8 protein-coding genes are annotated in these 14,275 nt (G+C 44.5%); all 8 read left to right on the top strand.

Annotation, left to right across the window (positions count from 1 at the left end; all coding sequences use genetic code 11):
• The gene (locus CF651_RS12355; protein WP_179232785.1) at positions 1-1,803 is read left to right on the top strand and encodes a sensor histidine kinase; all 1,803 of its coding nucleotides are present in this window, start codon (positions 1-3) and stop codon (positions 1,801-1,803) included.
• Complete coding sequence (locus tag CF651_RS12350) at positions 1,804-3,399, top strand: response regulator (protein ID WP_094015152.1); 1,596 nt, start codon at positions 1,804-1,806, stop codon at positions 3,397-3,399.
• A 124-nt stretch (positions 3,400-3,523) separates the two neighbouring features.
• Positions 3,524-4,849 (top strand): ABC transporter substrate-binding protein, encoded by a 1,326-nt coding sequence (locus CF651_RS12345; RefSeq protein ID WP_094015151.1) that lies wholly within the window; start codon positions 3,524-3,526, stop codon positions 4,847-4,849.
• Between the two features lie 123 nt (positions 4,850-4,972).
• Positions 4,973-5,851: a carbohydrate ABC transporter permease gene (locus tag CF651_RS12340; RefSeq protein WP_094015150.1), complete on the top strand. Its 879-nt coding sequence runs from the start codon at positions 4,973-4,975 to the stop codon at positions 5,849-5,851.
• 10 nt (positions 5,852-5,861) lie between these two features.
• Complete coding sequence (locus CF651_RS12335) at positions 5,862-6,671, top strand: carbohydrate ABC transporter permease (RefSeq protein WP_094015149.1); 810 nt, start codon at positions 5,862-5,864, stop codon at positions 6,669-6,671.
• Positions 6,671-10,237, top strand: a complete 3,567-nt coding sequence (locus CF651_RS12330; RefSeq protein WP_094015148.1) for an RICIN domain-containing protein — start codon at positions 6,671-6,673, stop codon at positions 10,235-10,237. The genes CF651_RS12335 and CF651_RS12330 overlap by 1 nt, the downstream gene beginning before the upstream one ends.
• Positions 10,238-10,321: 84 nt before the next feature.
• The gene (locus tag CF651_RS12325; RefSeq protein ID WP_425436258.1) at positions 10,322-12,091 is read left to right on the top strand and encodes a glycoside hydrolase family 2 protein; all 1,770 of its coding nucleotides are present in this window, start codon (positions 10,322-10,324) and stop codon (positions 12,089-12,091) included.
• A gap of 825 nt (positions 12,092-12,916) precedes the next feature.
• Positions 12,917-14,245 carry an extracellular solute-binding protein gene (locus CF651_RS12315; RefSeq protein WP_094015146.1) on the top strand — a complete coding sequence of 443 codons (1,329 nt, stop codon included), beginning with the start codon at positions 12,917-12,919 and terminating at the stop codon, positions 14,243-14,245.
• The last annotated feature ends 30 nt before the right edge of the window (positions 14,246-14,275 follow it).

Genomic DNA, 14,275 nt, shown 5'->3' with positions numbered 1-14,275 from the left:
ATGACACCTAATCAGATTCTTAGCCGATTTGCTAATTTACGGCTTTTAACAAAAATGCTAGTGATTAATTTAATAGTCATTTTACCTTTACTTATAGCTAGCTTATTCGCTTATTCCAGTTATTCAGCATCGATAAAAAAAAGTGTAGGAAAATATCAAGGGGATGTTGTACGTGAGTTGACGACAAACCTCGATACGTACATGAATGAATTGAATTTACTTACTATGATGCCATACCAGTCGCCGGAGATCATGCGGTTTTTGGCTGCTTCCCGAAGTGAGGGGGCACCTTTGACGTTAGAGGAGAATACGACGATTGGCAGTTTTGTTAATCATGTGCTAGTGAATGGGAGGGTGAATGTCACCAGTTTATATTTATACGGCACCAAGGGCTCATCCTATGTCCTTTTACCCGAAAGCATTGCTACAACATCAAGAAAATTGGAGAAAGAGCCGTGGTTTGAGCGGATATCTGCTTCATCTAATAATTTGAATTACTTGGGTCCACATGAAGTTAACTCTAGTAATGGCGTGAAATCGCGAGTCATGACTGTCACCCGTAAAATTAAGAGTATCCAGACTGGTAAGCAAGTGGGGTATTTTGTCATTGATGTACCTGTTTCTGCTATTGAAAATAGAAGTAACCATCTCGCTACTTCAAATTTTGGGAATATTGCGATCGTCGATGACGAAGGACGCTTAGTGTACAAAGACAGTTCACTGGATGTTACGGATACCTTAATCCGAAATTATCAGGGTACAGGAAGCCTTGTTGTCCATTCAAAGGGCAAGGAAGAGCTATTGACATATAACACCTCAAGTCTAACGGGTTGGACAACGATTGGAATAGTTCCCATGTCATTGCTGTTACAAGACACGGCTAACGTTCGAAATAATATTATATTCATTGGTATTGGATGCTTATTCTTGGCGGTATTAATCTCCATTTGGCTCTCATTACTTATTACTCGACCAATCAGTCAGCTAGGGAATTTAATGAGAAGAGTAGAAAATGGTGACTTGGCTGTAGCTGTACCGGTTCGCAACAAAGATGAGGTAGGGCAATTGAGCCATACCTTTAATGTGATGGTATCGAGGTTGAGCGATTTGGGCTATAAGCTGTATGAGACTGAAATTCGAGAGAAGAATTCCCAGTTGGCCGCTCTGCAAAATCAAATTAATCCGCATTTCCTTTATAACACATTAGGAAGTATCAGCATGTATGCGGAGATTCAAGGAAATCGTGAAGTTGTTGAAATGACAAACAATTTAAGTCATCTACTACGTTACAGCATTAACAGCGATCAAAGCGAGGTACCTCTTCAACAAGAACTCGGGCATGTCGAAGGGTATATGGCCATTCAGCTGATTCGATTTGAAAATAAACTACACTACGAGATTGAAATAGATCAATGGTTGCTGTCTAGTCATGTAATCCGTCTTAGTCTGCAACCAATTGTGGAGAATTGTATTATTCATGGTTTTGGCAGGGCCAGAGGGCGAGGGAGGATTCGCATAATAGGGACCAAGGAAGGTAATAGCATGCTGATTGCAATTGAAGATAACGGTAAAGGCATGAATGCTGCCGAGCTTCAAACCCTTCGTAATAGACTTCAATATGCGTCACTGCCAGAAGGTGCAGCAGGGGGCCATGGTATCGTCAACGTACATCGAAGAATCGTTCTTCGTTATGGTTCTGCCTTTGGTTTATTCATTACCAGTGAACCCATGCAGGGCACAAAGGTAATCATAAAGTTTCCATATACGGATAGTGGCAAGATCTCATCAGAGGAGGACAACTAGATGCCAAAAGTATTAATCGTGGATGATGAGTCTATTTTCCGGAAAGGGCTTCGTCATATGATTGCGGAAATGCAAGGAGAATGGAAGGTTGTCGATGAAGCGGAGGATGGCATTGAGGCACTTGAGAAAATAGAACAGCACCAGCCTGATTTCGTGATTACGGATATTATGATGCCGATTATGAATGGCATTGAATTACAGTATATCTTGAAAGAAAAGCATGCCAACATACAGGTTATTGTGATGAGCGGATATAGTGATTTCGAATATGTACGTGAATCATTGCGGATGGGTGCTAAGGATTACTTGACCAAGCCAATTGTACGTAAGGAGTTGTATCGGATTCTAGATAGTCTTCAATCAGAATGGTTGTCTATAAAAGAGCAAGAGACAAGCAAACAGATGGAGGAAAGGCAAGCAAGGGAACGATTACGACATCACATCCTGAGGGGATTGATGGATGGCAGTATCAGCCATGAGGAGCTTGATTTAATGGATTACGTAGGCATTCAGCTTCCGCATGCATCGTATTGCTGCTTGTTAATTAATCTGGATCGTGAATTTATTGAAGATGAGCGTTATTTTCGTGTGAATCCCGCGTTATATTCCCTTTTTATTTCCCAATTTATTCAGGAATCTGTGGAAACGGGATGGACTGGCTATGTGTTTCCGATATCAGATACAAAAGTCGTGACATTGCTAAATTATGAGACGACACCCGAAGCCTATACGCATGTGACATCGTGGGCGAAACGTATATGCAAAGAAATGAAGAATATGAGCAATGTTACGATCACCATTGGACTTGGCGCAGAGGTGTTCGATATGGAGACGATTTCCCAATCTTACGAAGAAGCAGAGACAGCGCTTCTCTACCGTCTTGTGACGGGAGGGGACCGCATTCTTACCTATGCTTCGGTGAAGGGAAGCAAAGAAGTTAAAATGAACACGTTGACTTCGGATTGGGCTCTGTTGGATAAGAGTATTGAAGATGGCGATGCGGTGGAAACTAGACTTAAAACGAGGAAGTTTGTCCGTAAATTGTGTGATGCCATGACATCGCCTGAAATGGTACAGCAACAAATTTGCGCCATGTTGCTCCACTTTTATGAGCTTGCAGTCAGGCTGAATCTCGTCAAGGAGTGGCTGCAGCATGCAGAAATTAAGCGTGTGCTGGAACAAATATTGTCCACAACGACCATGTTCGAAATGGTGGAAACCTGTGAACGTTTATTAGGGAGACTGAGTGAAATGGTACATCAACGAAATTCGTCCATCGAGATCAATCCCATTGATACGGTTGTTCGCTATGTCGATGAGCATTACAGCACGCCAATTACTTTAAGTATGATGGCGGACAAAGTGTATCTGAACCCATCGTATCTGAGCACTCTTTTCAAAAATAAGCTAGGTATCACTTTCGTTGATTATGTGACGCAACGCCGGATTGAAGAATCGAAACGATTGCTGCTTGCATCTGAGAAGAAAATCGTGGATATCGCTAAGGCGACGGGTTTCACGAATTTGCGTCATTTCAATCGGGTATTCCGAACTTTAACGGGTCAGACACCAGGGGAGTATCGAGACAGCGTGTAGACAAGGTGTCATTTCAATAAAAATACGTCCTAAGGAGCTATACGCTTCCAAAGAAAAGACATCATCCCCTCCCGTATGATAAGGATGTACCAAGTAAGTAGATAGCTTAGGGAGGGTTCAACACATGAAAAAGAATTTGATTAAGATTAGCACACTAACGATAGCATCTTCCATTTTGTTATCCGCATGTGTTTCTACAACAGACACGAGCAGCAGTACCGCAACGGATGCACCGAAAAGCACAGCTGGAACGGAAGCTGCCGCTTCAGGCAAGAAAGTGAAAATTACGTACTGGACACCATTTAGTGGTGGTGACGGGGATTACATGAACGCAATGGTCAAGAAATTTAATGAAGAAAGCGCTGACATTCAGGTCGAGCAAGATCCGAGTAAAGCAGATGACTACTATACGAAGCTACAAACCGCACTAGCGGCTGACAGCGCACCTGATGTAGCTATTGTACATTCCTCGCGATTGCCACAATTCGTGCCGACGGGTTACTTGAATACACTAGACGATGCTGCTAGTCAGGCCGGCGTAAACTGGGGAGACTACAACCAGACGATTTTGAAATCGACTATTTATAATAGTAAGCATTATTCCGTACCTTTAGATACACATGTTGTCGTTATGTACTACAACAAGAAATGGTTGCAACAGGCTGGCGTATTGAAGGACGGCAAGCCGGATATAGAGAAAGGTCCAGAGGGCTATGTGAAGTTTTTGCAAAAAATTAAAGATAGTGTGCCGAAAGAGATTGCTCCATTAACGGAACCGAATGTGCGCACGGATTCTTTCTGGTTGTTCTGGTCTTGGTATAACCAAATGAACGATGGAGGCAAAGTACTTTCTGATGACGGTAAAAAATCAGTTTTGGACAACCCAGCAGCACTGAAATCGATACAATTTGTGAATGACCTATACAAAAATCAATTGATTCCGCCAAACATTGATGATGCGTTCAAAATGTTCCAAGATGGCAAAGCTGCAACCTTAATTACAGGTGTTTGGGGAACAGGAGCTTTTGAGGCTACGAAAGATCTGGATTTCGGCGTTATGCCAGTTCCAACCTTATATGATCACCCAGCGGAGTGGGGCGATTCCCACACATTGACACTGCCAAAGCATAGTAAGGATGATCCTGCGAAGCTGAAAGCGGCTGTAACTTTCGCTAATTGGATTGCGCAACACGGTGCAATGTGGGCGGTAGCTGGACATATCCCTGCTGTTGATAAAGTACTTCAATCGGATGATTTCAAGAAACTGAAATATCGTTCAGATTACGCAGATGCAGGCAAAAGTGTAGCCTACTTCCCGCGCAGCGACAAGTGGGGCTTGATGAGTGATGCAATTATTAAAGAATTCGAAAAAATGACGATTCAGAAGCAAACACCGGAAGAGGCTTTGAAAAATGCTAGTAAAGCTGTTGATGGGATTGCGAATAAGTAAGTAAATAAGTAAATAAGACAAGGTTAGGTCCGCGGATAGATCACCTGTTGCTTCGAGGTTCATCGGTAGGAAGAGCGGGCCTGACCTTCTTTTGTATAATCCGCATTGAAAGGAGCGGCATCCATGCGATCAACAACATATGAAAGAAAATCATGGGGCATCGGATACATCATGGTGCTCCCTTACTTCTTATTCTTTGTCCTTTTTTCCTTAGTTCCTATTTTCTTTGGACTCCGCATCAGCTTTTACGATTGGGCGCTGCTGGGTACTAAAAAATTTGTTGCCTTCAAAAATTATCATAATCTCCTTATAGATAAAGAGTTCTGGATCTATACATGGCATACGTTTATGTTCGTTATTATTTCTGCGCCGTTACTTGTTTTGACAGGGCTCGCGTTAGCGCTTCTGATCAATCAAATCCGCAAATGGCAATCTTTTTTCCGAGCCAGTGTATTTTTGCCGATGATGTTGTCGGTTTCGGTAATCTCCACGATTTGGGTTATTTTTTTACAGCCATACTCAGGGTTACTAAGTCAATTGCTTAAGTTGGTTGGTTATCAAAAAGAAATTTTCTGGATCTCGCAGCCGATTCTTGCTTGGGTTAGTATTATCATAGCCACAGTATGGTGGACGGTTGGTCTTGTTTTTATTCTATATTTAGCAGGCCTCCAGGACATTCCACAAACCTTCTACGAAGCTGGACAAATCGAAGGTGCATCACGCTGGCAAAGTTTCCGCTTCATCACACTGCCTTCGCTTTCGAGAGTTACATTACTGGTAATCGTACTTCAGACCATTGCCTGCTTCAAAATATTTGGGCAATCCAAGCTTATTACAAGCGGCGGACCTGCGGGCGGTACGAAAACAATCGTCTTTATGATTTATGAAAAAGGCTTTAAAACGTTTGATTTGGGCTATGCCTCTGCCGTCTCCATTTTGCTAATGATGATCATCATGATCATTTCTGCCCTGCAATTCAAGTATATGCCTAATGAGAACTAGAGGAGGTCCTATGGAACGGCTTTATCGTTGGATTATTCGTGTATTAGTTTTGCTTGTTACAGTCGCTTTTTTGTTGCCGATCGTGTATATGATCGCGTTATCGTTCAAAACGGAAGGTGTACCTTTTCTACAAAATGGGACTCTCCAGCTTTCCCTTGTTAACTATCGAAAGGTTTTGTCCGAGGCACCCATCTTCCACTGGATGTTGAATAGTCTGTTGGTTGCCACCATACAGACGATTGTGATCGTCATTGTGGACTCCTTAGCTGCATTCGCGATTTCTCGCGTGCGATTCCCAGGCAGCAAGTGGCTATTTCTGTTATTCCTGATGGGACTTATGATTCCTGGAGAAGCAACGCTCATTCCGCTGTTTCTCATGATGCGAGATTGGGGGCTACTTAACAATTTGGCTTCGCTCATTCTCCCAGGTATCGCTAGCCCATTCGGTATTTTTGTGTTAAAGCAGTTTTTTGACGGACTTCCGAAGGAATTAGAAGAAGCAGCACGCATGGATGGGGCGGGATATTGGCGCATATGGTCTTCTATTTTCATTCCATTGTCACGTCCAGCTTTTGCAGCGCTGGGTATCTATTCGTTCTTGGCGGCTTGGAACGATTTCTTGTGGCCGCTCGTTTCGGTTTCTAACAAAACATTCATGACTATTACATTAGGTTTGCCTAACTTTCAAAGCTCTTATATGCAGCAATATTCGCTTCCAATGACTGCCAATACACTCGCAGCTATTCCGCTTATCATTGTGTTTATTTTTTTCCAAAAGCAAATTATTAAGGGCATTGCCTTTACGGGAGGAAAAGAATAATGATGTCTTGGCAAAAATGGGGGAGCACGGTATTGACGCTTTTCATTGCTTTATCAGGAATTAACGTGGGGGCATCGAAGGTAGAGGCGGTTGGTGTAGCCTCTCTTGTATCTGGGGCTTATACCTTAGCACTGGATGATCAAGGCTCAGGGCACTATGGTGTAGGTATTTACAAAGGGACTAGCAAGCTCGATGAGCAGGTTAATCCCTTATCCTTACAAATAAAAAGTGCAGCTTCGACGGAAATTTCTTATCAAGGACCCTATACAAGTTGGGCAAACGCAGGGGGGGTAATTACGGCAACGGGGAGTCTGACCACAAGTAACGGGAGCCGATTCGACTATACAGACCAATATACGGTGCAGGATGGCACAGGTGCGTTCGTAATGTCACGTAACGTGAATGTAGCTGTTGTAAATAGCGGGGATAAAGGCTTTGCAACCCGCTATGCGTTATACCCGCTCTCATCGACAAGTCTTACGGATTACAATATGTTTGCCCCAGGCAATTGGTATAAACAAAATAGCAATGTGGTTTCTGGAGCGTTGGCGAGTAATTACGCGGATGAAAACTTTTTCATCAAAGAAACACGTCTTCCACTTCCGATGATGGCGATGCAGACGGCTAGCTCGGGTGAATCGTTGGCCTTCATTCACACTAATGCAAATTTAAGCTCTGTTCAAAGTGAATCCAGCGAATCCTGGCTTGTAGATGCAGGGTTTAAATTTGGTGCCATTGGTGTTAAGAAATCACCTCGTCCCACATTAAATTATATATATCCAAGCACCGAAGGTGATAAAAATTACTACGGTAATGACCAGAATGGTTTGCTTCACTTGACAGGGCTCGTTCGACGCAGCCATCCCGTGCAAACGGGCGTTAGTCATTCGTACTCTCTGGTTATAAAAGTAGGGCAAGATACGGACTTCTCGACTACGCAAGGAAGCGTTTGGAAATATGCGTACAACCTTTATAATCCAACAGTGAATTATATTGATGCGAATACGATCTACAATAATGACTTATCTTATTTTGGTGCCAAATATCAGAGCTTCGCTAATGGGGCTAACGGTCTTCCCTGGAGTTCTTTAACGAGAACAAGCGGTGATACGGGCTATCATTTGCAATCCGGTTTCGTGGGTCAACAGACCAAGGTCGGCTGGGAGATGATTCGTGACGGTTATAAGAATAATAACGCAAGCAATCTGAGTAAAGGTGTTGCGATGATCGACTTCTGGGCAAATAGCTCTATGACAGCTGCAGGTATTCCTCAAACGGATTTCTTTAGTGATACAGGACTATGGGGTTCTGACCCCCTGTTTCTTCGGACCGTTTCAGATGCGGCCGAAGGAGTGCTTGATGCTTATAATACGGCTTATGCCCGAGGAGATTATCACGACAACTGGATGATCTATGTGCAGAAATTCGGTGATTTCCTAGTCACGAAGCAAGCAGCAGACGGCTCATGGGCAAGAAGCTATAACATCGATGGTACTGTCCAAAATGCAGGCAAGTTCAATACAACAAATCCGATTCGTTTTCTTATAAAATTGTATTTGGCTACGCATGATCCGCGCTATTATACGGCAGCCATTCAAGCAGGAAACTGGTCGCTGACGAATGTCGATCAAACCTATAGTTACGTGGGTGGTACGCCTGACAATAACAATACGATGGATAAAGAAGCTGGAATGATGGCCTTGAATGCTTTTAACTCCCTTTATGATGTAACGGGAGATAGTAAGTGGTTAAGTGCAGCAAAGAACGCGGGAAACTATGTTCAAAGCTGGACATTCGCTTACAACTATAACGTGTACCCATCAACACGTTGGGCAGCGAATGGCGCTGTATATCCATCGTGGTTCAAAGTAGATTTGGGTGCAAATTACAGTATTAGCCGAGTTGAAACGATGTTTGAGTATGGAAATGTGTATTACAAGTACAAGATTGAAACATCTACTGATAACACGAACTGGACGACATTTATTGATAAAACCGGTAATACCGCCAGACCCGTATCCATGGGCTATGTGGATAATGGTACAGCGACTGCGCGTTATGTACGCATTACAATTACTGGAGCAGAAGGTGGACCATGGCCAAGCATCTACGAGTTCAAAGTATATGATGGTTCTGGCTCTAACATCGCGCAGGATAAATCGGCAACGGCATCCTCGGAGCAGGATGCAGCGCACAATGCCGCCAAAGGCGTTGATGGCGTGGTCACTTCCGATCTTAAGAGCCCTTGGCCGTCAGCAGGCTTGGTGGGGCAAAGCCTTGTCGCAACCGGACATTCGTATACAGATACGTTTATGATTAATGGTCCTGCGGAGTTTTACAGATTGTACGTAAGTACGGGAGACGCACAATACCTCAGCTTCGCTAAAATTCTAGCGAACAATGCAAATGCGCCGACCGATTATGACGGACGACTTGGCTACCAGTTCAAAGCATTGCTGGGCGAAGGGATTATGGGGAATAATTTTACGGAGTATTATGGCTTGGAATGCTTAACTTGGCAATTAGCTGTGCAATTGGAGTCCATCGCGATGCTTGAGGATATGTTCGGTTACAAAAATATTGATCAAATCGAAAGCAATTTATCCAGCGGACAGAAGCAGATGCTGAGCCACCTAAGTTATTTGCCAGGTGGCACTACGCCGGCTACGCAAATTACCAATGGCAAAGTGTATAAGATCGTGAATCGGAACAGCGGGAAGTTAATAGATGTCCAAGGTGCATCAACAGCTAATTCCGCTAATATTTCTCAGTATCATGATATCAATGGCACAGGCCAGCAGTGGAAAGCGGTTGACCAGGGGAGTGGATACTGGAAGTTCATTAATCTGAATAGTGGCAAAGCGATTGACGTAGAAGGGTCCTCCACAGCGAACGGTGCGAATATTTCCCAATATACTGACAATGGATCTGGTGCGACGAATCAACAATGGACGGTTACCGGCGTGGGCCAAGGCTTCTGGAAAATCATTAATCGAAATAGCGGTAAGGCCGTCGATGTGGAAAGCTCTGGCCGAGATGACAGTAGGAATATAAGCCAATTTACGGATTCAGGGACTCCTAACCAGCAATGGGCATTTATCGAAGTACCACAACCCGTGAGTACACTTACTAATAATGCGATTTACAAAATTGCAAACAAGAAAAGTGGGCGAGTTATCGATGTACAAGATGCATCAATGGCAAATTCCGCTAACATTCGGCAGTGGCATGATAGTGCGATAACGGCTCAGCAGTGGAAAGCGGTCGATCAAGGTAGCGGTTACTGGAAGTTCATCAATGTGAACAGCGGCAAAACGATTGATGTAGAAGGGTCGTCCACCGCAAATGGTGCAAATATTTCGCAATATACCGATACGGGATCTGGAGCTGCGAATCAACAATGGCAAGTCGTGAGTGTCGGCGGTGGTTATTGGAAGATCGTCAACCGTAACAGTGGAAAGTTGATTGATGTAGAAGGTGGTTCAACGATAGATGGTACAAATATCTCCCAATATCAAGATATGAATACGGCTAATCAGCAATGGCTGTTCAGTTCTTCACCATAATATGCACCCTAAATAAGGCATCATAAGCGGGGCGAATTTGTAAAAACTCAAATTCATCCCGCTCTGCTTAAGGAGATGAAGGCAATGATACGGAATGAATATCCGCGACCGCAATTTGTAAGAAACGAATGGATGAATTTAAATGGGGAGTGGGCGTTTGAATTTGATGATAACCGGGTTGGTGAGCAGGCGGGGTGGGGAGCTGGTAACCATCCGTTCACACAACAAATTCAAGTTCCCTTTTGTTACGAAAGCAAGCTGAGTGGTATAGAGGACAAAGGGGTTCACGATGTTGTCTGGTACCAGCGGTCATTACGGCTGCCAGATGACTGGAAGGGTAGACAGGTTGTTCTACACTTCGGAGCAGTAGATTATGCTGCATCTGTTTGGATAAACGGACAATTTATAACGAAGCACGAAGGTGGGCATACCTCATTTTCTGTTAATATAACGAATTCGCTTCATGCAGGAGAAAATGTGCTGGTTGTTCGCGCAGAAGATTATGCGCGGGATTTGAGTTTGCCGCGGGGCAAGCAATATTGGAAGGATAAGTCGGAGGCGATATTTTATACGCGAACGACGGGCATTTGGCAGACGGTTTGGCTGGAGGCAGTCTCTGTGCTTCATTTGGATCATGTGAAAATGACACCTGACATCGATCAGAATACGGTCCAGTTGAGGACTTTTGTCAATGGATTAGAATCTTGCATGGGTTCAGATGTTAAGCTTCGCATACGGGTAAGCTTCAAAGGTGAGGAGCTTGTTGAGCAGGTCATTCGCATTCATAGTAACATTGATAATTGTACCGTGCAATTACCGGATTTCGACTATCATTTCAGCCGTCCAGATCGCTGGTGGACACCTGAGCATCCGCATTTGTATGATGTTCATTTCGAGCTTAGTCAGAATGGGCAGATTGTGGATCAGGTTACTAGCTACTTCGGCATGCGCAAAATTTCTGTGGAAAAAGGAAAGCTATGCCTAAACAATCATCCGTATTTCATGCGATTGGTTTTGGATCAAGGGTATTTCCCAGAAGGACTCTTGACAGCACCATCGGATGAGGCGATACGTCAAGATGTTGAGTTGACGAAGTCGATGGGCTTTAATGGAGCTCGCAAGCATCAAAAGATTGAAGACCCGCGTTATCTGTATTGGTGTGACCGGCTTGGTTTACTCGTTTGGGGAGAAGCGGCGAATGCCTGCGCTCTTAATGAGACCTACATTCGCCGCTTGACGCAGGAGTGGCAAGAAGCAATCGAACGTGATTACAATCATCCGTCAATCGTAGCCTGGGTACCGCTCAATGAAAGCTGGGGCGTACCGAATATTTTGACGGATGCAAGAGAGCAGCATCATGCCAATGCAATGTACTATTTGACCAAATCGCTGGATCCGCACCGACTTGTCATTTCCAACGATGGTTGGGAGCATATGACATCTGATCTGTTGACTATTCATGACTACGAATGGCGGGAACATGTACTGATAGAACGTTACCGCACAGTCGATAATGCAATTCAGTCAAGACCAGCTGAACGGCAATTACATGTGGGGAAAACCTTATATCAAGGTGAGCCCATCCTTGTCTCTGAATTTGGTGGCATCGCGTACAAGAAAAGCGAATGGGAAGGCTGGGGCTATTCCGGCGCAGATAATGATCAGGACTTCCTTCAGCGATTGGCCGCAGTCGTAGACCCGTTAATCGCATCCCCCGTCGTGCAAGGTTTCTGTTACACGCAATTAACGGATGTGGAGCAGGAGATAAACGGATTGCTGACCTATAACAGAGAACCTAAAGTACCTTTAGAGGATATTCGAAAGATAATCGGCGCATTAAAAGAAGAAGGTTGAAGAAGATTTAAAAATAATAATAATCGCCCCCCTTTAAAATATGAACTTAGCCCCGCAGCCCTTTGCTGTGGGGCTAAGTTTATTATTAATGTTAATGGAGATCTGTCCTGAATGTGCAAGAACAAATTTGATTATGGATCACCGTAGTTCCCCCGGATTTTGTTCACACTGTAATTCCTGGCTAGGGAGTACGTCGACAATCAAAATGGATGATCTCAATTACGAATTTCAAATAAAAGCAAAAATGCAGGTTCGATTCCAGTCAGACCCATCATATCTTTTATGCGCCTCTGGCGGAATTGGCAGACGTAGCGAACTTAAAATTCGCGGTCGTAAGACATTGAGGGTTCGAGTCCCTCGTTGTGAAGTAATACGGAGAACAAAGCAATCACTTGCCCAATCGTTGCCAGAATCGAATTGACCTTGCGCCTGCCAAATACATTTGCCAGGCTTCGTGTCATAGCTGAAATTACAATAAGTCTTCGCCCCAATTATGATAACTCTCCTCTTTTTCGTGTAGGGAAGGAGCAACGCTACTAGTTAGCTAATAAATAAAGGTTCGACCAATTGGAGACCGTAGAGGTATAAGGGATGCGTGTGCCTTTTTTGCGTCTTCTTTTTTGTCGTTCCGAAAAAAGCGACCGTAGGCACACCCCTTGCTCCGGATGTCTCTCAAGGATTCATCATTCACCTCTCTCCTATGTTTCGTCTCCACCCACCCCCCTCATCCGATATTTTTCTACCCTGCTTCTTATGAAATTCCCCTTACTGAAAAGGCGTGAAGTCTATAGAATGAGGTTAGAAACGAAAGGGGAGAGTAAGAACATGAAAAAGATAACGAAAGTAAGTCTGGCTATGTTAGCTACAGCGACCATGCTTGCAGGATGCGGAGGCGGACAGCAGGCTGACAATAAAGGGGCTGCCGCAGGCGGTGGTTCCAAAGAAAAAGTAAAGCTTTCCGTATGGCACAACTGGACAGGCCAGGACGCGAAAGCGATCGCTATGCGTAAAATTTTGGATGATTTCCAAGCGGCTCACCCGGAAGTGACATTGGAAGTAGAAGGTCTTCCGACAGACGGTCTGAAAACTCGCCTGCGCACCGTAGCTGCAGCGGATGAAATGCCGGATATGTTCGTGATGTGGCCTGACGCCATGACGAAGGAATTCGTGAACGGCAAGCTGCTTCAGCCGGTTGACGAGTTTCTAAACACCAAGCCGGAATGGAAAAATAACTTCATCCCGAATGCATTGGACGGCTTCACGGTAGACGGCAAAATTTATTCCGTACCGATGAACCTGGCACCGAGCTCCTTCATTTATTACAACCAGGCGATTTTCGACAAGTACAATGTGAAAGTGCCTAAAACATGGGATGAGCTGAAAACGGCGATCGATACGTTCAACAAAAACAATGTGATTCCAGTAGCTTTGGGGAACAAAGCGAACTGGGTAGCACAATCGACAATTTTCAGTACAATCGGCGACCGTGTGACCGGTACGGATTGGTTCTTAAAAGCAGCAACGCAAAACGGAGCGAAATTCACAGATCCTGAATTCGTGAAAGCCTTGACGGTGCTTCAAGATTTGGGCAAATCGAAAGCGTTCCAGGACGGCTTCAACAGCATTGACGAGAATCAAATGATCCAGCTGTATACACAAGGGAAAGCGGCTATGTTCATGGATGGCGGCTGGGCGCTCGCAAATCTTGTAAAAACCGCTCCAAAGGAAATTCTCGACACAACCCATATTTCCGTACTGCCTCCGGTTGACGGCGGCAAAGGTCAGGCTCAATCGACTGCAGGCGTTGTAGGGACAGGAATGGGTATGAGCAAAAAAGTGTCCGGCGCACAAAAAGAAGCGGCTTTGCAGCTGCTGTACGCCTTGTCCGGTCCTGAAGGACAAAAAGCAACCTTGGATAGCAGCACGCTGGTCAGCTACAAAATCGATGTAGATAAATCCAAAGCGCATCCGCTGTTTGTAGAGCTGAACGAGCTGATGAAGAATGTGAAAATTACACCGGTATACGATTCCAAGCTGAGCTCTGCTGCAGTTGAAGTAATCAACAACGGTCTCCAGGAGCTTCTGATGGGCGGCAATCCGGAAGCGATTGCCAAGAAAATTCAAGATGCACAGGCGGGTGCTCTCGGTAAATAAACCGGTAACTCCCCAATTACAGCAGCCCTC

It is taken from the genome of Paenibacillus rigui, assembly GCF_002234615.1.
Lineage (GTDB): Bacteria > Bacillota > Bacilli > Paenibacillales > NBRC-103111 > Paenibacillus_S > Paenibacillus_S rigui.
The sequence above is the reverse complement of the archived record's forward strand: the minus strand, read 5'-3'. Positions and strand labels throughout refer to the sequence as shown.

Excerpts from the sequence above, each read along its gene's own strand:
- CF651_RS12355 (WP_179232785.1), top strand. The coding sequence starts at position 1 with ATGACACCTAATCAGATTCTTAGCCGATTTGCTAATTTACGGCTTTTA.
- CF651_RS12350 (WP_094015152.1), top strand. The coding sequence starts at position 1,804 with ATGCCAAAAGTATTAATCGTGGATGATGAGTCTATTTTCCGGAAAGGG.
- CF651_RS12345 (WP_094015151.1), top strand. The coding sequence starts at position 3,524 with ATGAAAAAGAATTTGATTAAGATTAGCACACTAACGATAGCATCTTCC.
- CF651_RS12340 (WP_094015150.1), top strand. The coding sequence starts at position 4,973 with ATGCGATCAACAACATATGAAAGAAAATCATGGGGCATCGGATACATC.
- CF651_RS12335 (WP_094015149.1), top strand. The coding sequence starts at position 5,862 with ATGGAACGGCTTTATCGTTGGATTATTCGTGTATTAGTTTTGCTTGTT.
- CF651_RS12330 (WP_094015148.1), top strand. The coding sequence starts at position 6,671 with ATGATGTCTTGGCAAAAATGGGGGAGCACGGTATTGACGCTTTTCATT.
- CF651_RS12325 (WP_425436258.1), top strand. The coding sequence starts at position 10,322 with ATGATACGGAATGAATATCCGCGACCGCAATTTGTAAGAAACGAATGG.
- CF651_RS12315 (WP_094015146.1), top strand. The coding sequence starts at position 12,917 with ATGAAAAAGATAACGAAAGTAAGTCTGGCTATGTTAGCTACAGCGACC.